Source organism: Streptomyces sp. NPDC032940 (assembly GCF_040636935.1).
Classification (GTDB): Bacteria; Actinomycetota; Actinomycetes; order Streptomycetales; family Streptomycetaceae; genus Streptomyces.
The window spans coordinates 1-19,595 of the sequence record NZ_JBEZVJ010000026.1 but is presented as its reverse complement, the minus strand read 5'-3'; the positions used below and the strand labels follow the sequence as shown (position 1 = coordinate 19,595).

The 19,595-nt window shown below is 73.7% G+C and carries 18 protein-coding genes and 1 pseudogene; 7 read left to right on the top strand and 12 right to left on the bottom strand.

All coding sequences use genetic code 11. The features are described from left to right. Window positions 1-157: 157 nt before the first annotated feature. The 8 genes from AB0E77_RS26215 to AB0E77_RS26180 form a co-directional block, all read right to left on the bottom strand. On the bottom strand, window positions 158-1,153 hold the full coding sequence (locus tag AB0E77_RS26215) for a LacI family DNA-binding transcriptional regulator (RefSeq protein ID WP_361574679.1): 996 nt from the start codon (window positions 1,151-1,153) through the stop codon (window positions 158-160). Window positions 1,154-1,199: 46 nt separating this feature from the next. Continuing rightward, window positions 1,200-1,880 carry a GntR family transcriptional regulator gene (locus AB0E77_RS26210; protein ID WP_361574676.1) on the bottom strand — a complete coding sequence of 227 codons (681 nt, stop codon included), beginning with the start codon at window positions 1,878-1,880 and terminating at the stop codon, window positions 1,200-1,202. Continuing rightward, the gene (locus AB0E77_RS26205) at window positions 1,877-2,878 is read right to left on the bottom strand and encodes a proline racemase family protein (protein ID WP_361574673.1); all 1,002 of its coding nucleotides are present in this window, start codon (window positions 2,876-2,878) and stop codon (window positions 1,877-1,879) included. Before AB0E77_RS26205 ends, AB0E77_RS26210 begins: the two co-directional genes overlap by 4 nt. A gap of 9 nt (window positions 2,879-2,887) precedes the next feature. Further along, window positions 2,888-3,778, bottom strand: coding sequence for a dihydrodipicolinate synthase family protein (locus AB0E77_RS26200; protein ID WP_361574670.1), 891 nt, complete (start codon window positions 3,776-3,778; stop codon window positions 2,888-2,890). Beyond that, on the bottom strand, window positions 3,775-5,157 hold the full coding sequence (locus AB0E77_RS26195) for an FAD-dependent oxidoreductase (protein WP_361574668.1): 1,383 nt from the start codon (window positions 5,155-5,157) through the stop codon (window positions 3,775-3,777). The genes AB0E77_RS26200 and AB0E77_RS26195 overlap by 4 nt, the downstream gene beginning before the upstream one ends. Continuing rightward, window positions 5,147-5,470: a (2Fe-2S)-binding protein gene (locus AB0E77_RS26190; protein ID WP_361574665.1), complete on the bottom strand. Its 324-nt coding sequence runs from the start codon at window positions 5,468-5,470 to the stop codon at window positions 5,147-5,149. Before AB0E77_RS26190 ends, AB0E77_RS26195 begins: the two co-directional genes overlap by 11 nt. Further along, window positions 5,467-6,618, bottom strand: a complete 1,152-nt coding sequence (locus AB0E77_RS26185; protein ID WP_361574662.1) for an FAD-binding oxidoreductase — start codon at window positions 6,616-6,618, stop codon at window positions 5,467-5,469. Before AB0E77_RS26185 ends, AB0E77_RS26190 begins: the two co-directional genes overlap by 4 nt. Before the next feature lie 85 nt (window positions 6,619-6,703). Continuing rightward, window positions 6,704-7,363, bottom strand: a complete 660-nt coding sequence (locus AB0E77_RS26180; protein ID WP_361574659.1) for a hypothetical protein — start codon at window positions 7,361-7,363, stop codon at window positions 6,704-6,706. Window positions 7,364-7,592: 229 nt separating this feature from the next. Between AB0E77_RS26180 and AB0E77_RS26175 the strand changes: the two genes are divergently transcribed. Together AB0E77_RS26175 and AB0E77_RS26170 are read left to right on the top strand one after the other, a co-directional pair. Continuing rightward, window positions 7,593-8,249, top strand: a complete 657-nt coding sequence (locus AB0E77_RS26175; protein ID WP_361574656.1) for a helix-turn-helix transcriptional regulator — start codon at window positions 7,593-7,595, stop codon at window positions 8,247-8,249. Between the two features lie 213 nt (window positions 8,250-8,462). After that, window positions 8,463-8,684: a hypothetical protein gene (locus AB0E77_RS26170; RefSeq protein WP_361574653.1), complete on the top strand. Its 222-nt coding sequence runs from the start codon at window positions 8,463-8,465 to the stop codon at window positions 8,682-8,684. A gap of 67 nt (window positions 8,685-8,751) precedes the next feature. Here the strand turns inward: AB0E77_RS26170 and AB0E77_RS26165 are convergent, their stop codons facing one another. The 4 genes from AB0E77_RS26165 to AB0E77_RS26150 all read right to left on the bottom strand — a co-directional run bounded on the left by AB0E77_RS26165 (window position 8,752) and on the right by AB0E77_RS26150 (window position 13,160). Further along, window positions 8,752-9,435, bottom strand: coding sequence for a 4'-phosphopantetheinyl transferase superfamily protein (locus AB0E77_RS26165; protein ID WP_361574650.1), 684 nt, complete (start codon window positions 9,433-9,435; stop codon window positions 8,752-8,754). Beyond that, window positions 9,432-10,292: a metallophosphoesterase gene (locus AB0E77_RS26160; protein ID WP_361574647.1), complete on the bottom strand. Its 861-nt coding sequence runs from the start codon at window positions 10,290-10,292 to the stop codon at window positions 9,432-9,434. The genes AB0E77_RS26165 and AB0E77_RS26160 overlap by 4 nt, the downstream gene beginning before the upstream one ends. Window positions 10,293-10,419: 127 nt before the next feature. Beyond that, on the bottom strand, window positions 10,420-11,757 hold the full coding sequence (locus AB0E77_RS26155) for a 6-phospho-beta-glucosidase (protein WP_361574644.1): 1,338 nt from the start codon (window positions 11,755-11,757) through the stop codon (window positions 10,420-10,422). Between the two features lie 488 nt (window positions 11,758-12,245). Then, window positions 12,246-13,160, bottom strand: coding sequence for an AraC family transcriptional regulator (locus AB0E77_RS26150; protein ID WP_361574641.1), 915 nt, complete (start codon window positions 13,158-13,160; stop codon window positions 12,246-12,248). Between the two features lie 157 nt (window positions 13,161-13,317). Between AB0E77_RS26150 and tkt the strand changes: the two genes are divergently transcribed. From tkt to AB0E77_RS26125, 5 genes and pseudogenes are all read left to right on the top strand, one after another. Next, entirely contained in the window at window positions 13,318-15,393 is a 2,076-nt protein-coding gene (gene tkt, locus AB0E77_RS26145; protein ID WP_361574638.1) for a transketolase, read from the top strand. A 42-nt stretch (window positions 15,394-15,435) separates the two neighbouring features. Further along, on the top strand, window positions 15,436-16,581 hold the full coding sequence (gene tal, locus AB0E77_RS26140; protein WP_361574635.1) for a transaldolase: 1,146 nt from the start codon (window positions 15,436-15,438) through the stop codon (window positions 16,579-16,581). Further along, the gene (zwf, locus tag AB0E77_RS26135) at window positions 16,578-18,356 is read left to right on the top strand and encodes a glucose-6-phosphate dehydrogenase (protein WP_361574632.1); all 1,779 of its coding nucleotides are present in this window, start codon (window positions 16,578-16,580) and stop codon (window positions 18,354-18,356) included. The genes tal and zwf overlap by 4 nt, the downstream gene beginning before the upstream one ends. Next, the gene (gene opcA / locus AB0E77_RS26130; RefSeq protein WP_361574629.1) at window positions 18,353-19,288 is read left to right on the top strand and encodes a glucose-6-phosphate dehydrogenase assembly protein OpcA; all 936 of its coding nucleotides are present in this window, start codon (window positions 18,353-18,355) and stop codon (window positions 19,286-19,288) included. Before zwf ends, opcA begins: the two co-directional genes overlap by 4 nt. Continuing rightward, window positions 19,281-19,595, top strand: a pseudogene (locus AB0E77_RS26125) (glucose-6-phosphate isomerase); the annotation flags it as partial. The gene opcA and the pseudogene AB0E77_RS26125, both read left to right, overlap by 8 nt.

The following is a 19,595-nucleotide window of genomic DNA, read 5'->3' as shown; positions in this document are numbered from 1 at the left end:
CGTCCCTTCCCAGCCGGATCCGGCACGGCGGACCCCCGGCGGCCCCGATCGGCGCGCCACGCCGTGACGTCGATCGAAGACTAGGGGCACCCACCGACAGTCCCCGGCGCGCTCCGGGCGCCGGCGGAGGCCGCGGGTTGAGGTCGCGGGCGGCGGCTCAGGGGCGAGGCGCTTGCGCGGTCGAGCCCCGCACCACCAGTTCGGGTTCGAAGAGCAGTTCCTCTGCGGCGACGGAGCTGCCGTTGATCTGTGCGTTCAGCAGCTCCACGACGGCCCGGCCCATGGCCTCGATGGGCTGCCGGACGGTGGTGAGGGGCGGCTCGGTGCAGTTCATCAGCGCGGAGTCGTCGTAGCCGACGACGGAGATGCGTGACGGCACGTCGAGGCCCCTGCGCCGGGCGGCCCGTACGACGCCGAGGGCCAGGGGGTCGCTGGCGCAGATGAAGCCGGTGACGCCGCGGTCGATGAGGCGGGAGGCCGCCGCGTGGCCGCCCTCGATGGAGAACATGGCGCGTGCGACGTACTCGTCCGGCACCTCCCCGAAGGACCGGGCGGCGGCCAGCTTGCGGCCGGAGGGCATGTGGTCGCCGGGACCGAGCACGAGGCCGATGCGCTCGTGGCCGAGCGAGGCGAGGTGCCGCCAGGCCTGCTCCACGGCCACCGCGTCGTCGCAGGAGACGCCGGGGAAGCCCAGGTGCTCGATGCCGGCGTTGACCAGGACGACGGGGATGCTGCGTTCGGCGAGCCGCTCGTAGTGGTCGTGGGGCGCGTCGGCCTGCGCGTACAGTCCGCCGGCGAACACCACCCCGGAGACCTGCTGTTGCAGCAGCAGGTCGACGTAGTCGGCCTCCGAGACGCCGCCCTTGGTCTGGGTGCACAGCACCGGTGTGAGGCCGAGCTGGGCCAGGGCTCCGCCGATGACCTCGGCGAAGGCCGGGAAGATCGGGTTCTGGAGTTCGGGCAGGACGAGGCCGACCAGCCGGGCCCGCTCGCCGCGCAGTTGGGTGGGCCGCTCGTAGCCGAGCACGTCCAGGGCGGTGAGGACCGACTGCCGGGTGGCCTCGGAGACTCCGGGTTTGTTGTTGAGCACCCGGCTGACCGTGGCCTCGCTGACCCCGACCTTCCTGGCCACCTCGGCAAGTCGTCGCGTCATGCGCGCAAGCGTAGCGCAAGTTACGCAAGCCGTTTGCGTAACGGTGTCATGCGCCGGCCCACAGGCCCCGTATGTGTCCGAGGTGCCGGGCCATCACGTCCCGCACCGCCCGCTCGTCCCGGGCGAGCAGCGCGTCGAGGATCTCCAGGTGCTCCTGGGCCGACGCCTCCAGGCGCCCCTGCTCCACCAGCGCCGTCAGCCCGTACAGCCGGGAGCGGCGGCGCAGGTCCCGTACGACCTCCACCAGATGCCCGTTGCCCGCGAGGGCGAGCAGGCCGAGGTGGAAGCGCAGGTCGGCCTCGACGTAGGCGATGAGGTCGCCGGCCACCGCCGCCGCGACGATCTCCTCGGCGGCCGGGCGGAGCGCCTCGAGGGCGACCGGGTCGGCGGTGGCGGCCAGGGCGGCGGTGGTGGGGATCTCGATGAGCGAGCGGATGTGGGTGTACTCGTCGAGCTGCCGGTCGGAGACGGCGGTGACCCGGAACCCCTTGTTGGGGACGGTGTCGACCAGCCCCTCCTTGGCGAGGTCGAGCAGCGCCTCGCGCACGGGCGTCGCGGAGACGCCGAAGCGGGCGGCGAGGCCGGGCGCCGAGTACACCTCGCCGGGCCGCAGTTCGCCGGCGATGAGCGCGGCCCGCAGCGCGTCGGCGACCCGCTCGCGGTGGCTGGGTCTGCGGCCGCCCAGGTGGGGCAGGGACGGGCCGGTGCCCGTGCTGACGGCGTTCACAGGACGAAGCCTGCCGGGAAGGGGTCCTCCGGGTCCAGCAGGTACTGGGCGGTGCCGGTGATCCAGGCGCGGCCGGTGAAGCTGGGCAGGACGGCCGGGTGCCCGGCGACCTCGGTGGTGCCGAGCAGTCGGCCGGTGAACCGGGTGCCGATGAAGGACTCGTTCACGAACTCGGTGTGCAGCGGGAGTTCGCCGCGGGCGTGCAGCTGGGCCATGCGGGCGCTGGTGCCGGTGCCGCAGGGCGAGCGGTCGAACCAGCCGGGGTGGATCACCATGGCGTGCGGCGAGTGGCGGGCGGTGGCGCCGGGCGCGGTCACCTGGACGTGGTGGCAGCCGTGGATGGAGGGGTCCTCGGGGTGGACGGGCTCCGCCTCCTTGTCGATGGCCTCCATCAGGGACAGACCGGCGGCGAGGATGTCGTCCTTGCGGGAGCGGTCGAAGGGCAGTCCGAACTGTTCCAGCGGCAGGATGGCGTAGAAGTTGCCGCCGTAGGCGAGGTCGTACGTGACCGTCCGGCCGTCGGGCAGGGTCGCCTCGCGGTCGAGGGCGACGGCGAAGGACGGCACGTTGCGCAGGGTCACGGCCTTGGCCGCGCCGTCCTGGACGGCCACTTCGGCGACGACGAGGCCCGCGGGGGTGTCGAGGCGGATGGTGGTGACGGGTTCGGTCACCTCGACCATGCCGGTCTCCACGAGGACGGTCGCCACGCCGATCGTGCCGTGGCCGCACATGGGGAGGTAGCCGGAGACCTCGATGTAGACGACGCCCCAGTCGCAGTCGGGCCGGGTGGGCGGCTGGAGGACGGCGCCGCTCATGGCGGAGTGTCCGCGCGGTTCGTTCATCAGCAGCCGCTTGACGTCGTCGCGGTGCTCGCGGAAGTACAGCCGCCGTTCGTTCATGGTCGCGCCCGGGAGGGTGCCGATGCCGCCGGTGATCACGCGGGTGGGCATGCCCTCGGTGTGCGAGTCGACGGCGTGCAGGACGAGTCTGCTGCGCATCCGCCCCCCTCAGGCCGGTCCGGCCGCGAGGGCCTTCTCGGTGGCGGCGCGGACGGCGGTCTCCTGCTCGGGCAGGAGCGGCACGCGGGGCGGGCGGCACGCGCCGCCGTGGCGGCCCGCGATGTCCATGGACAGCTTGATGGCCTGGACGAACTCGACCCGCGAGTCCCAGCGCAGCAGGGGGTGCAGCTGCCGGTACAGCCGCCGGGCGGTGGCCAGGTCGCCGGTCGTCGCGGCGCGGTACAGCTCCACGCAGGGGGCGGGCAGGGCGTTGGGGTATCCGGCGATCCAGCCCTTGGCGCCGGCGAGCGACAGTTCCAGCAGGACGTCGTCGGCGCCGGTCAGCAGGTCGAGGTCGGGGGCGAGTTCGGCGATGCGGTAGGCGCGGCGGACGTCGCCGGAGAACTCCTTGACGGCCCGGACGTGTCCCTCGCCGTGCAGCCGGGCGAGCAGTTCGGGCACCAGGTCGACCTTGGTGTCGACGGGGTTGTTGTAGGCGACGACGGGAAGGCCGGCCTTCGCGACCTCGGCATAGTGGGCGAGGACGGAACGCTCGTCGGCGCGGTAGGCGTTGGGCGGCAGGAGCATGACGGCGCCGCAGCCGGCCTCCCGGGCCTGCTCGGCCCAGCGGCGGGCCTCGGCGGACCCGTAGGCGGCGACGCCCGGCATCACCCGCTGCCCGCCGATCGCGGCGACGGCGGTCTCGACGACGCGGGTCCGCTCCTCGGGGGTGAGCACCTGGTACTCGCCGAGCGAGCCGTTGGGGACGACGCCGTCGCAGCCGTTCGCCACGAGCCAGGAGCAGTGCTCGGCGTAGGCGTCGAAGTCCACGCGGAGGTCGTCGGTCAGCGGGAGCGCGGTGGCGACGAGCACGCCGCGCCAGGGGCGGTGGTCGGTCATGGGTGTCCTTCCTCCGGGGGTTCGGGCTGTGGTCGCGCGAGGACGCCGAGGGGTACGGGGCGGGCGAACGGTCGCCGGGACGGGGTGGGTCCGCATCCGGTGAGGCCGGCGACGGCGGGGGCGCACATCCGTCCCTGGCACCAGCCCATCCCGGCGCGGGTCAGCAGTTTCACGGTGCGGACGTCGCCCGCGCCGAGGTGGCCGACGGCCTCGCGGACGGCGCCGGCCGTGACCTCCTCGCAGCGGCAGACGACGGTGTCGTCGGTGACGTGGTCGGTCCAGTGCGCGGGCGGCGCGAAGGCGGCGTCGAGGGCGGCTGCCGACGTCCGCAGCGCCTCGCGCGTCCGGGCGGCCGGCGCCCATCCGGCCGGGTCGGGTGCGGTGCCGCGCAGCCGGGCGGCGATCGAGCGGCCGGCGATGTGGCCCTCGGCGAGCGCGAGGCCCGCGCCACCGATGCCGGTGGCCTCACCGGCCGCCCACACCCCCGGCACGCTGGTGCGCTGCTCGCCGTCGACGGCCGGCGTCGTCCCGTCCTGCTCGCAGCCGAGGCCGTCGGCGAGGTCGGTGTGCGGGAGCATGCCGTGGCCGACGGCCAGGGTGTCGCAGGGCAGGTGCCGTTCGGTGCCGGTCCGGGTGCGGCCGTCGGCGTCGAGGGCGGCGACGGTGACGCCGGTGAGCCGGTCGCCGCCGTGCGCGCGGACGACGGTGTGCCGGGTGAGCGTGCGCACGCGGTGGCGCAGCAGCCGGGCCGCGTACCCGGCGCCCTCGGGGAGCTTTCCGGCCAGCGCGCGGGCGTGGCGGGCGACGTGTCCCGGCGCGGCCGACTCGACGAGCGCCGCCACCCGCACGCCGGCCCCCGCGAGTGCGGTCGCCACGGGGAGCAGCAGCGGCCCGGTGCCGGCGACGACGGCGGTCCGGCCCGGCACCACCAGGGCGCCCTTGAGCATGGCCTGGGCGCCCCCGGCCGTGAGGACGCCGGGCAGGGTCCAGCCGGGGAAGGGCAGGACGTACTCGTATCCGCCGGTGGCGAGCAGGACGGCGTCGGCTCGCACGGCGACCGGTTCGTCCTCGCCGGGACCGCACAGGGCGTGCACGGTGAAGGCGCCGGAGTCCCGCTCCACGAACCACACCTGATGCTCCGACAGAACACGCACGTCGCTCGCGGCGAGTCCGTCGCGCAGCCGCTCCCAGGTGCGCCACTGGTGGTGGAGGACCTCGGGGCGCCGGGCGCCGAGTGCGCGGGCGGGCTGCCGGTAGTACTGGCCGCCCGGCTCCGCCGCCCCGTCGACCACCGTGACCCTGACGCCGCGCGCGGACGCGGCCAGCGCCGCGGCGAGCCCGGCGGGTCCCGCGCCGATCACGGCGAGTTCAGTCCGCATGTCCGGTCCCCTCCTGGCTGCGGATCACGTCGCCCGGCCGTGCGGGCACCAGGCAGGCCCGCTGGTTGGGGCGGCCGTTGACCGTGACCAGGCAGTCGAAGCACACACCGATCCCGCAGAACACCCCGCGGGGGCGGCCCGCGCCCCGGGTGGTGCGCCAGGAGGTGATGCCGGCCGTCCAGAGCACCGCGGCGACGGTCCGGCCGGGCAGCGCCTCGATCTCCCGGCCGTCGAAGGTGACCGTGCGGGCGGGCCGGGGCTCGGCGCGGACCAGGCGGAGCGGGTTCGTACGCCTTTCTCGGCGGAAGATCACGCGGCCTCCTCGGCGAAGCGGTCGGGGCGGAACGGGGTGAGGTCGAGGGCGGGCCGCTCGCCGCACAGCACCTGGGCGATCAGCTGTCCGGTGCCGGTGGACAGGCCGATACCGGCGCCCTCGTGACCGCAGGCGTGCAGCAGACCGGGCACCCGCGGGTCGGGGCCGATCGCGGGCAGGTGGTCCGGCAGATACGGCCGGAAACCGGTGTACGTCCGCATGGCCCGCACCTCGGCGAGGAACGGGAACAGGCGCGTCGCGCCGGCCGCCAGTGCGCGCAGCGCCGGGAGCGACAGCGACCGGTCGAAGCCGACCCGTTCGCGGCTGGCGCCGATGAGGACGGGCCCGGCGGCAGTGCCCTCCACCACCGGGGAGGTCTGGAGGTCCGCCGAGTCGCTGGCGACGTCGGCGACATAGTCGGCGGCGTACACCTTGTGCCGCACCCGGCGCGGCAGCGGCTCGGTGACCAGGACGTGGCCCCGCCGGGGCAGCACCGGCAGCCGTACCCCGGCCAGGGCCGCCACCTCGCCGCCCCAGGGGCCGGCCGCGTTGACGACCGCCGGGGCGTGCAGCTCGCCCCGGTCCGTGCGCACCCCGCGGACGGCGCCGTCCGGGCCGCGCAGCACGCCGGTCACCGCGCGGCCGGTGTGCAGCCGGGCGCCGGACGCGCGCAGCAGGTGCGCCGCGGCCAGGGCGGGCATGACCTGGGCGTCCTGCGGATAGTGCACGGCGCCCGCGAGGCCGGGGGCGAGATGAGGTTCCAGGTCGTGCAGCCGGTCCGCGGGGACGGGCACGGCCGCCACGCCGGCCGCCCGCTGGCCCGCGGCGAAGTCCTCCAGGCCGGTCAGCGCCCCGGGGGTGCCGGCGACGACGAGACCGCCCTTGGCCTCGTACTCGACGGCCCGGCCCAGCTCACCGGCCAGCCGGGTCCACAACCGGGCGGAGAGCAGGGCGAGTTCCAGCTCCGGTCCGGGTTCCTTGTCGGAGACGAGGAGGTTCCCCTCCCCCGCTCCCGTGGTGCCGCCGGCCACCGGGCCGCGGTCCACCACCCTCACGTCGAGCCCGGCGCGGGCGGCGAACCAGGCACATGCGGCGCCCACCATGCCGGCCCCGACCACTACGACATCGCAGGTCGGCGACTCGATCACGCCAGTACTATGTCACACATCACACGGGACGGGAACGGTGCCGCAGCGGACTTTCCGGTGCTGCGCCGGGCACGGCCCGACGCGCTCAGTCGGTCGCGGGGACGACCCTCAGGTGGGTGGCGGGGCGCCGGGCGCGGCCGGGCCGGTGCGGGGTGCGGCGCGTCTCGCGCAGGACCAGGGTCAGCCGGGTGTAGCCGAGTTCCTCCAGCGACCTGGGCGTCTCGACGACGACGCGGCACTCGGTGTCGCCCCAGCGGGGATCGGGGTGGTGCAGCGGCCGTACGGCGCCGTCGTGCTCGACGGCCTCCACGCCCACGACGCGGACCCAGTGCGGCAGGCCCTGCCGGTAGGCGGCCTCCATGATCGGGTCCTGGGCGATGTCGCGGCGGACGGCCTGCAGCCCGGCGTCGTGTCCGTACGTCTCCAGGGCGGCGGCGAACTGCGCCAGCAGCGGCAGGCACCAGCTCGCCTCGTGGTCCGCGAGCACCGCGGACGCGTCCGGGTGGAAGAGGACGAACCGGAGGAAGTTGTCGGCCGGCATGGCCGTCGGGTGGGGGCCCACGCCCCGGAAGAGTGTCCGGAAGGCGCCGTTGGTGAGGACCACGTCCCAGCGGTGGTCGACGACGAGGGACGGATAGGGGACGGCCTCCAGAAGACCTGCGTAGTCCTGGAGATACGCCTGGGCGTCGGGGGTCGCGGGGACGGGCCGCGGTGCCGGCCGCTGCCCTCCTGCCTGAAATGCCATCGGGAGGTCACCCCTCTTGCCTATGCGGCCTTCTCGCGGCGTCCCGATCCTGCTGCCCCGACGCGAGGTGTGTCAACTATCGTGGCATTTCGTGCCTGTTGACGGCTGAAATAGGCCACAGTTGTGGCGAGACCTGGATGTGAGTTCGAGCGGCAGGCTACTCTCCGGGAAGTTCACGGCTACCGCTTGTGAGAAGCCTGTGAGGGCGAGAGACGTAGGAGATCTGTCGGTGACCGGTGGCTTCGAGGCTCAGGGTGCCAGTCCGACGGCCGCGCTGCCGGCCGTGGTCGCCCGCGTCACCGCGCTCGCGGACCGGCTCGGCGTGCCGCATGCCGAGGTCTTCGACGTCGGCGTCCTCTCCGTCGCATCCGGGGTCCCCGAGCCCGTGGTGGGTGCCCTGCTGAGCGGCCGGCCCTCGGGCGAGCCCGATGTGCAGGCACGGTTCGTGCAGCGGCTGGACCTGCTGCGCCGCACCCGGCTCAAGCCCAACGGCCGCAAGTACACCCAGCAGGAGATCGCCGACGGCGCGGGCATGTCACGGCAGCAGGCCGGCGCCCTCATCAACGGCGACCGGCGGCCGACCATGGAGCACTGCGACGCCATCCAGCGCTTCTTCGGCGTGCACGCGGGCTTCCTCACCGCCGAGGACCCCGAGGCGCTCGTCGGCGCCCTCCAGCACACCGAGCAGGAACTGCTCCAGCAGCTCGCCGACCGTGAGCGGGCGGCGGCGGACGCCGCCGACGATCCGCTGGAGCGGCTGCTCCAGGACCACGGCGTGCGGGGAATCGCCTGGCGGGCCGCCCAACTGCCCACCGACCAGCACCGGGACAAGGTCGCGGAATGGCTGGACATGCTCCTGGAGAGCGTCAAGCGGCCCGAGTCGTGACGGGCGCACACGGACTGACGGGGCACGCGGACTGACGGGGGCACGCGGACTGACGGGGCACACGGGCCCGACAGCGCTCGCGGGCTGACGGAGCGACAGGTTCCGGAGCGCGGCTCGGCGGGATTGTCAGTGGTGCACGGCAAGCTGGTGGAAGTGCGCCACCGCGGTGCGGGGGCGCGTGACCGCCGACGTCGTTGTGGGGAGAGCCGACCGATGACCACCGCCGTGCTGACCGACCGCGAGCGCACCGCCGTCCAGGCCTATCTGCGCCTCCTGCACACCGTCCGGGCCGGCTTCGACACGGAGGGCGGCCCGCCCTGCGTCCCGCCCTCCGTGCTCACCGAGGCGGAGCAGGCGCTCGAGGCCGCCGGCCTGGCCGGGAACGAGGACGCCTTCTTCCGGCTGGTGGGGAGCTGGTGCCCACCGCACCGGTGACGAGCCGGGCCCGATGACCCGGGCCCCGTGACCCGAGCCCGGGGAGCCGGTCCCGCGGGGCGCGCCGTCAGGCGGCGTGCGGGACCGTGACGGCCGTCGCGACCAGGCCCTGCCGGGCGGCCCAGCGGCCCTCGAAGCGGGCCAGCCGGCGCCCGCCCACCACCGGCCCCGGCACCAGGAGCGCGGCGTGCAGCCGGCCGCGGCGGCCGTCGTCGGGATCCACGGTGATCTCGATGTCGGCCTCCGAGAAGTCGAGCCACCGCCCGGTCAGGGGGAACCACGCCTTGTAGACGGACTCCTTGGCGCTGAACAGCAGCCGCTCCCAGTGGATGCCGGGACGCTGCCCGGCCAGCCGGCGCAGCCGCTCCGCCTCGCCGGGCAGCGACACGGCGGCCAGCACGCCCTCGGGCAGCGGGCCGTCGGGTTCGGCGTCGATGCCGAGGGAGGCCAGATCGCCGGCGCGGGCCAGGGCGGCGGCGCAGTAGCCGTCGCAGTGGGTCATGCTGCCCACGAGACCGTCGGGCCAGCGGGGTGCGCCGCGTTCTCCGGGCAGGACGGGCCCCGGGGGCACACCGAGCTTCTCCATGGCCCGGCGGGCGCAGGAGCGTACGACGGTGAATTCGCGGCGCCGCTTGGCCACCGCCCTGGCCACGAGCGGCTCCTCCTCCGGGTGGAGGGGGGTGTGTCCGGCGTCGTCCCTGCCGTGGGCCTCCACGGCGACGACGGTGTCGGGCAGCAGTTCCTCGATCAACGGGCGTCGTCCTCTCCGGGCAGGATGCGCCGCAGCCGTCCGGGCGGCTGTTCTCGTCTGCGCCACTCGCGTGGGTAGCCGACCGAGACTTCCTCGAAGCGGACGCCTTCGTGCCAGGTGGTCCGCGGGATGTGCAGATGGCCGTAGACCATGGTGTCGACCCGGAACCGGCGGTGCCAGTCGGCGGTCAGCCGGGTGCCGCACCACATGGCGAACTCGGGGTACCACAGGACCTCGGTGGGGTGCCGGTCCAGCGGGTAGTGGTTGACCAGGACGGTCGGCACGTCGTCGGGCAGCGCGGCGAGCCTGCGTGCGGTCTCCTCGACCCGTGCCCGGCACCACGCCTCCCGGCTCGGGTAGGGGTCGGGGTGCAGCAGGAACTCGTCGTTGCAGACGACTCCGGTGCCGTGGGCGTACTTCAGCCCCTCGTCCTTGGTGGCACAGCCGGCCGGCAGGAACGAGTAGTCGTAGAGCAGGAAGAGGGGGGCGACGACCACCGGTCCGCCGGCGCCGTGCCAGACGGGGTAGGGGTCCTCGGGCGTGGTCACGCCGAGCTCGCGGCACATCTCGACGAGGTGTTCGTAGCGGGCGACGCCGCGCAGGGTGACGCTGTCCTTCGGGTGGGTCCACAGTTCGTGGTTGCCGGGGACCCAGACGACCTTGGAGAAGCGGCCGGCGAGCGTGCGCAGGGCCCAGCGGACGTCGTCCACCGTCTCCGCCACGTCCCCGGCGACCAGCAGCCAGTCGTCGTCCGACTCGGGACGCATCTTCTCGACCAGGTCGCGGTTCTCCGCGTAGCCGATGTGCAGGTCGCTGATGGCCCACACCTGTCCGGAACCACCGGCCGCGGACGTCATCTCCCGCTCTCCCCCTCCGAGTACGCCACCCGTGTCCGGGCCCGAGGACCCGTCATACTCATGTTCGACACCAAGAGATCACATCCGGCGACGGCGGACAAGGCCGGTCCGGCCGCCCCCCGGCGCGTCACCTCAGGTAGGCCAGGCCGGGGTGGACGGCGGTGTAGCCGTCGACGAGGCGGCGGGCGACGTTCACCGAGTCGACGAGCGGGTGCAGGGAGAAGGCCTTGACGGCCGTGGCGCGTGAGCCGGTGGCGGCCGCCTCCAGGATCTCCCGCTCGACGGCCTTGACGGCGCAGACCAGCCCGGTGGCGTGTCCCGGCAGCGGGTCGGCGGTCACCGGGTGGGCGCCGCTCGCGTCGACCACGCACGGCACCTCGATCACGGCTTCGGCGTCGAGGGCGGACAGGGTGCCGCGGTTGCGGACGTTCAGGATGAGGACCGCGCGTTCGTCGCGGGCGACGGCCCGCATCAGGGCCAGGGCCACCTTCTCGTAGCCGCCGGACAGGTCGTCCGCCTCGCGCTCCCCGGCGCCGGCCGCCTCCCGGTTCTCGGCCATGTAGGTGGCCTCGCGCTCGGCGCGGGTGCGGTCCCAGGCGGCGAGGGCGGGGGTGCCGGGGCGGCGCATCTCCTCGTAGAAACGGGCCTGCTGGTCCCGCAGGAACGCGCCCCGGGTGCGTTCCGCCTCCTGGTAGGCGCGTACGGCCTCCCGGTTGAAGTAGTAGTAGTGCAGGTACTCGTTGGGGACGGCGCCCAGCGAGCGCAGCCACTCGGCGCCGAAGAGCCGGCCCTCCTCGAAGGAGCCGAGCAGGACGGGGTCGGCGAGCAGGCGCGGGAGCTGGTCGCGGCCGGCGACGCGCAGTCCGCGGACCCAGCCGAGGTGGTTGAGGCCGACGTAGTCGATCCAGGCCTCCTGCGGATCGGCGCCGAGCACGCGGGCGATGCGGCGGCCGAGGCCGACCGGGGAGTCGCAGATGCCGATGACGCGGTCCCCGAGATGCCGGGACATGGCCTCGGTGACCAGGCCGGCCGGGTTGGTGAAGTTGATGACCCAGGCGTCGGGCGCCAGCCGGGCCACGCGGCGCGCGATGTCGACGGCGACCGGGACGGTGCGCAGCCCGTACGCGATGCCGCCCGCACCGACCGTCTCCTGGCCGAGGACGTCCTCGGCGAGGGCGACCCGTTCGTCGTCCGCGCGGCCCTGGAGGCCGCCGACGCGGATCGCGGAGAACACGAAGTCGGCGCCGCGCAGGGCCTCGTCCAGGTCGGTCGTGGCGGTCACCTCGGGGGCGTCCGGCACCCCGGCGGCCTGCTCGGCGAGCACGCGGGTCACGGCGGAGAGGCGGTCGGGGTCCAGATCGTGCAGGACGACGCGGGTGACGCGCCCCTCGGCGCGGTCGGCGAGGAGCGCACCGTACACGAGCGGGACCCGGAAGCCGCCGCCGCCCAGAATCGTCAGCCTCATGCCGGTGCCTTTCGTCGCGGCTCGTCCGTCTGGCGCCGATCATGGCACGGTCTGTCGTGTGGTGGGCGGGGGTTGGGGCGCGTGGGCCGGTGCTGCGGAGTGCCCGGCGTGGGGCTGCTGGTTGGCGCGTGGGCCGGCGCTGCGGAGTCCCCGGCGTGGGGCTGCGGGTTGGGGCGCGTGGGCCGGCGCTGCGGAGTGCCCGGCGTGGGGCTGCGGGTTGGGGCGCGTGGGCCGGCGCTGCCGGGTGCCCGGCCTGCGGCGGGACGGAGGTGGGTGGCGTGGGCCGGCGCTGCCGGGTGCCGCTGCGCCCACCCTCACCCACTCTCGGCTTCTCCCCCACGCCCGGCTTCGCTCGCGCGGGGGGACCCCCATGCGCGGGGGGACCCCCATCGCCCCTGGGGGTACCTCCCAGGCCGTTGGGCACTGGGGGAGGCACGACTGCCCGCAGCTACGTGGGTGCTGTGTCCCGGCACCCAGCGGCGTGACTCTCAGCGCAGCTCCGCCCGGAAGGCCGCCGGGGTCAGGTCGGTGTGCTGCTGGAAGAACTTGGAGAAGTTCGCGGCGTCCGGGAAGCCGACCGCCGCCCCGACCCGGCCGATCGGCATGTCGGTGTGGGCGAGGAGCCGCTTGGCCTCCAGCACCACCCGTTTGTCGATGAAGCCCTTGGGCGTCTCGCCGGTCGCGGCGCGCACCGCGCGCACGAGGGTGCGGCGGGAGTAACCGAGCGCGTCGGCGTAGGCGCTGACGCTGTGGTTGGTGGCGAAGTCCCGTTCGACCGCGTTCCGGAAGAGCGTGAAGGTGGTGTCCCCCGGCGCGTCGGCCTGCCCGCGCCCCTGCCGGGCCTCCTGGGCCGCGCCGGCGGCGAGATGGGCGAGGCGCAGCAGGAACGCGGTGAGCGTGTGGCGCAGTACGGCGGTGTGCAGGCTGAGCGGGAGGGTCGTGGCGTCCTCGTACTCCCGTCGCAGCTGGTCGAGCGAGGCGGTCAGCGCGGCGAGCCGGGCCTCGTCGGGACGGAGCAGGGGCGGCAGGTCGTAGCGGTAGAGGCCGGTGGCCTCCACGGTGGCGCGGGGCAGGAAGCCGGGCTGCATGGTCAGCACCGTTCCGCGGTACTCGCTGTCGGGCGAGAAGCGGTGGACCTGGCCGGGACGGATCCACAGCAGATCGCCGGCCGTCGCCTCGTACTCGGCGAAGTCGATCATGTGACGGACCGGTCCGCCGGTGAAGAGCATGACGACGTGGAAGTCGATGCGGTGCACGCGGTGCAGCGGGGCGTGCGCGTGCCAGGTGCGGCCGGCGCCCATGGGGCCGACCTGCATGCCGACGCCGAGGAGGCTGAGATCGACCGGGAAGGGGAAGGTTCTGATCCCGTCACCGTCGCCGTGTTGCGTGTGTTCGTCCGCCATGTCCTTCTCGCGCCGTGCCGCCCGTGCGCCGTGCCGCCGGGCCGTGTCCCAGTTTCACCACAGGCTGGCACACCTCGACCTTCACTCTCAAAAGTCAGACTTTTAAGTTTGAACACGTCAGACCAGTCACTCCGCTCCCATCGAGGATTTCTTGAAGATGAGCACGCAGACCCCGGACCGCTTCGAATGGACCGAACTCGACCGGCGTGCCGTCGACACCGCCCGTGTTCTGGCGGCCGATGCGGTGCAGAAGGTGGGGAACGGCCACCCGGGCACGGCGATGGCCCTCGCCCCGGCGGCGTACACGATCTTTCAGAAGGTGATGCGGCACGACCCCGCGGACCCGGAGTGGGCCGGCCGTGACCGATTCGTCCTGTCCCCCGGCCACACCTCGCTGACCCTCTACACCCAGCTCTACCTCGCCGGGTACGAGCTGGAGCTGGAGGACCTCAAGGCGTTCCGCACGCAGGGCTCGAAGACGCCGGGCCACCCGGAGTACGGGCACACCGCGGGTGTGGAGACCACCACCGGCCCGCTCGGCCAGGGCGTCGCCAACGCGGTGGGCATGGCGATGGCCGCCCGCTACGAACGCGGCCTGTTCGACCCCGAGGCCCCCCGGGGGGAGTCCCCCTTCGACCACACCATCTGGGCGATCGTCTCCGACGGGGACCTCCAGGAGGGCGTCTCCGCCGAGGCGTCGTCGCTCGCCGGCCACCAGAAGCTGGGCAACCTGGTCTTCCTGTACGACGACAACCACATCTCCATCGAGGGCGACACCGCGACCGCGTTCTCGGAGGACGTGCTGAAGCGGTACGAGGCCTACGGCTGGCACGTGCAGCGCATCGAGCCCGCCGGGAACGGCGACGTCGACGTGCACGCCCTGTACGCGGCGCTGACGGCGGCGAAGGCCGAGACCGGCCGCCCCTCCATCATCGCCATGCGCACGATCATCGCCTGGCCCGCCCCGAACGCGCAGAACACCGAGGCCTCCCACGGCTCCGCCCTCGGCGCGGACGAGGTCGCCGCCACCAAGCGCGTCCTCGGCTTCGACCCGGAGAGGAGCTTCGAGGTCGCCGACGAGGTCCTCACCCACACCCGCGCGGCCCTGGACCGGGGCGCGGAGGCGCACGCCGCGTGGGACAAGGAGCTCGACGCGTGGCGCGGCGCCCAGCCGGACCGCGCCCGGCTGTTCGACCGGGTCGTCGCGGGCCGGCTGCCCGAGGGCTGGCAGGACGCGCTGCCGGTGTTCGAGCCCGGGAAGTCGGTCGCCACCCGCGCCGCGTCCGGCAAGGTGCTCCAGGCCCTCGGCCCGGTCCTGCCCGAGCTGTGGGGCGGCTCCGCCGACCTGGCCGGCTCGAACAACACCACGATCGACAAGACGTCGTCCTTCCTCCCGGCGGGCAACCCGTTGCCCGAGGCCGACCCGTACGGGCGCACCGTGCACTTCGGCATCCGCGAGTTCTCGATGGCCGCGGAGATGAACGGCATCGCGCTGCACGGCAACACCCGCGTCTACGGCGGCACCTTCCTGGTGTTCTCCGACTACATGCGCAACGCGGTGCGGATGTCCGCGCTGATGCAGCTGCCGGTGACGTACGTGTGGACGCACGACTCCATCGGCCTGGGCGAGGACGGACCGACCCACCAGCCGGTCGAGCACCTGGCCTCGCTGCGCGCCGTCCCCGGCCTCAACGTCGTCCGCCCGGCGGACGCCAACGAGACGGCCGTCGCGTGGGCCGAGATCCTCCGGCGCCACTCCACCGCCCCGGCCCCGCACGGCCTCGCGCTGAGCCGCCAGGGCCTGCCGGTGTACGAGCCGAACCCGGACGCCGCCCGCGGCGGCTACGTCCTGGAGGAGGCCTCCACCGGCACCCCGGACGTGATCCTGATCGCCACCGGCTCCGAGGTGCAGCTCGCCGTGGCCGCCCGGGAGGCGCTGGAGGCGGAGGGCACCCCCGCGCGGGTGGTGTCGATGCCGTGCGTGGAGTGGTTCGAGGAGCAGCCCCGCGAGTACCGCGACCGGGTGCTGCCGCCGTCGGTGAAGGCGCGGGTGGCCGTGGAGGCCGGGATCGGCCTGACCTGGTACCGCTTCGTCGGCGACGCGGGCCGCATCGTCTCCCTGGAGCACTTCGGTGCCTCCGCCGACGCCAAGACCCTGTTCACCGAGTTCGGCTTCACCGCCGAGCACGTCACCGCCGCCGCCCGGGAGTCCCTGGCCGCCGTCCGCGGCTGAGCCGGCCGGATCCGCACGCCGGAAGAACCGCAGAAAGAGAAGATGATCACTGTGACCGAAGCAACCGCGCCCGCGGGAGCCCTGCGACGCCTGTCCGAGGCGGGCGTCTCCATCTGGCTGGACGACCTGTCGCGGCGGCGGATCGAGTCCGGCAACCTCGCCGAGCTGATCGCCACGAAGAACGTCGTCGGCGTCACCACCAACCCGTCGATCTTCCAGGCCGCCATCGGCTCCGGCGAGGGCTACGAGGAGCAGCTCGCGGACCTCGCGACCCGGGGCGTCACCGTCGACGAGGCGGTCCGCATGATGACCACCGCCGACGTCCGCGCCGCCGCCGACGTGCTGCGCGGGGTGTACGACGCCACCGGCGGCCGGGACGGCCGGGTCTCCATCGAGGTCGACCCCCGCCTGGCGCACGACACGACGGCCACGATCGCCGAGGCCCGGCAGCTGGCCTGGCTGGTCGACCGCCCCAACGTGATGATCAAGATCCCGGCGACCAAGGCCGGCCTCCCGGCGATCACCGAGGTCGTCGGCGCGGGCATCAGCGTCAACGTCACACTGATCTTCTCGCTGGAGCGCTACCGCGAGGTCATGGACGCCTACCTCGCCGGGCTGGAGAAGGCGCGGGCGGCCGGCATCGGCCTGTCGGGCATCCACTCCGTGGCCTCCTTCTTCGTCTCCCGCGTCGACAGCGAGATCGACAAGCGGCTGACGCTGCTGGGCACGGACGAGGCCCTCGCCCTCAAGGGCAGGGTGGCGCTGGCCAACGCGCGACTGGCGTACGAGGCGTACGAGGAGGTCTTCGCGGGCGACCGGTTCACCGCCCTCGCCGGTGCCCGGGCCAACGTCCAGCGCCCCCTGTGGGCCTCGACCGGGGTGAAGGACCCCGCATATCGGGACACCCTGTACGTGGAGGAGCTGGTCGCTCCCGGCACCGTGAACACGATGCCGGAGGCCACCCTGGACGCCGCCGCCGATCACGGCGACGTGCGGGGCGACACGGTCACCGGTGGGTACGCCCAGGCCCGGGCCGACCTCGCGGCCGTGGAGCGGCTCGGCATCTCGTACGACGAGGTGGTGGAGCAGCTGGAGCAGGAGGGCGTCGCGAAGTTCGAGGCGGCCTGGCAGGACCTGCTCGACGCCGTGACGAAGTCCCTCAACAGCAAGGGAGTTGACGGGGAATGAGCGAGGACCTTCCCGCTACGACGGTCCACGAGACCAAGGCGACGAAGGAGGCCAAGGAGGCGCAGGCGTCCCGGGAGGCCGCCGGGGAGCCGGCGTCCGGGGAGACCGGCGGGTCCCGGACGGCCGGGGCCCCGAAGGCCGCCGCGCGGGGCGGGTCCGCCCGGTCCGCGAAGAAGTCCGGGGCGTCCCGCGCCGCCGGGAAGGCGAAGGCCGGCAAGGCGGACGAGGACGCCGTGGAGCCCGTGGCGCCCCTCGACTGGAGCAATCCCCTGCGCGATCCGCGCGACCGCCGCCTCCCGCGCATCGCGGGCCCCTCCGGCCTGGTCATCTTCGGCGTCACCGGCGACCTGTCCCGCAAGAAGCTGATGCCGGCCGTGTACGACCTCGCCAACCGGGGTCTGCTGCCGCCGGGCTTCTCGCTGGTCGGCTTCGCGCGCCGCGACTGGGAGAACCAGGACTTCGCCGAGGTGGTGCACGACGCCGTCAAGGAGTACGCGCGCACGCCGTTCCGCGAGGAGGTCTGGCAGCAGCTCGCCGAGGGCATGCGCTTCATCCCCGGCGACTTCGACGACGACGAGGCGTTCGAACAGCTGCGCAAGGCCGTCGAGGACCTGGACGCCTCCCGCGGCACCAGCGGCAACTACGCCTTCTACCTGTCGGTGCCGCCGAAGTTCTTCCCGAAGGTCGTCCAGCAGCTCAAGAAGCACGGGCTGGCCGACGCCCCCGAGGGCTCGTGGCGCCGCGCGGTCATCGAGAAGCCGTTCGGCCACGACCTGGCCAGCGCCCGCGACCTTAACGCGCTCGTGCACGACGTATTCGACCCGGAGCAGGTCTTCCGCATCGACCACTACCTGGGCAAGGAGACCGTCCAGAACATCCTGGCGCTGCGCTTCGCCAACCAGATGTACGAGCCGATCTGGAACCGGTCCTACGTGGACCACGTGCAGATCACCATGGCCGAGGACATCGGCATCGGCGGCCGGGCCGGCTACTACGACGGCATCGGCGCCGCCCGCGACGTCATCCAGAACCACCTGCTCCAGCTGCTCGCGCTGACCGCGATGGAGGAGCCCGCCTCCTTCGACGCGGCGTCGCTGCTCACCGAGAAGCTGAAGGTGCTGCGGGCGGTGCGGCTGCCGGACGAACTCGGCGAGCACACCGTGCGCGGGCAGTACGCGGGCGGCTGGCAGGGCGGCGCGAAGGTGCCCGGTTATCTGGAGGAGGAGGGCATCGACCCGGCCTCCACGACCGACACCTACGCCGCGATCAAGCTGGGCATCGACAACCGCCGCTGGGCGGGCGTCCCCTTCTACCTGCGCACCGGCAAGCGCCTGGGCCGCCGGGTCACCGAGATCGCGGTCGTCTTCCAGCGCGCCCCGCACTCCCCCTTCGACTCCACCGCGACGGAGGAGCTGGGCGAGAACGCGATCGTCATCCGCGTCCAGCCCGACGAGGGCATGACGGTGCGGTTCGGCTCGAAGGTGCCGGGCACGTCGATGGAGATCCGGGACGTGTCCATGGACTTCGCGTACGGCGAGTCCTTCACGGAGTCGAGCCCGGAGGCGTACGAACGGCTGATCCTGGACGTCCTTCTGGGCGACGCCAACCTGTTCCCCCGTCACCAGGAAGTGGAAGAGTCCTGGCGGATCCTCGATCCGATCGAGGAGTACTGGGCCACGCACGGCAGGCCCGCGCAGTACGCCTCGGGCGGCTGGGGCCCCCGGGAAGCCGACGAGATGCTCGCACGAGACGGACGGAGCTGGCGCAGGCCATGAGGATCGACCTGACCGACACCACGGCAAGCAAGATCAACAAGGCACTGGTGCAGGGGCGCCGCGCCATCGGCAGCCCGGCCGTGGGCATGGTCCTGACGATGGTGATCGTCACGGACGAGGAGAACGCCTACGACTCGATGAAGGCCGCCGAGGAGGCCTCGCACGAGCACCCCTCGCGGACGCTGGTCGTCATCAAGCGGCACGCCCGCAACCTGCGCGACCGCACCCGCTCGCACCTCGACGCCGAGGTCCGGGTCGGCTCGGAGGCCGGCACCGGCGAGACGGTCGTGCTGCGCATGTACGGCGAGGTGTCCGAGCACGCCGACTCGGTCGTGCTGCCGCTGCTGCTGCCGGACGCCCCGGTCGTCGTGTGGTGGCCGGTGGAGGCGCCGGACAACCCCGCGAAGGACCCGCTGGGCGCGCTGGCCCAGCGCCGCATCACCGACCTGTACGCGGTCGAGCGGCCGATGGAGACCCTGGAGAAGCGGGTCCGGTCCTACGCGCCCGGCGACACCGACCTCGCCTGGACCCGGCTGACGCTGTGGCGCTCCATGCTGGCCGCCGCGCTGGACCAGGCCCGGGTGCCGGTGACCTCCGCGGTCGTGGAGGCCGAGGCCGACAACCCGGCCGCCGAGCTGCTGGCCCGCTGGCTGGAGGCCCGGCTGCACGTGCGGGTCGACCGGGTGGTCACCGACGGGCCGGTCGTCACGGCCGTCCGCCTGGGCACCGCGAACGGCGAGATCGTCATCGACCGGCCCGAGGGCCCGCTCGCCACCCTCACCCTGCCGGACCAGCCGCCGCGTTCGCTCGCGCTGAAGGTCCGCCCCACCTCCGAACTCATCGCCGAGGAGCTCAGGCGCCTCGACGCCGACGAGATGTACGCCATCGCCCTGCGCGGCGAGGCCGAGAAGGAGAAGCCCGTCCATGTCTGACATCCCCGAGCTCACCGACCGGCCCGAGTGGACGGCGCTGAAGGACCACCGTGCCGAGGCGCTCGCGCGCCCGGACCTGCGCGAGCTGTTCGACCGGGACCCGGGACGGGCCGAGCGGTACGTCGTGCGCGTGGGTGACCTGCGCATCGACTACTCCAAGCACCTGATCACCGACGAGACCCTGGCCCTGCTGCGCGAACTGGCCTCGGCCACCGACGTGTTCGGGCTGCGCGACGCCATGTTCCGCGGTGAGCGGATCAACATCACCGAGGACCGCGCCGTGCTGCACACCGCGCTGCGCGCCTCG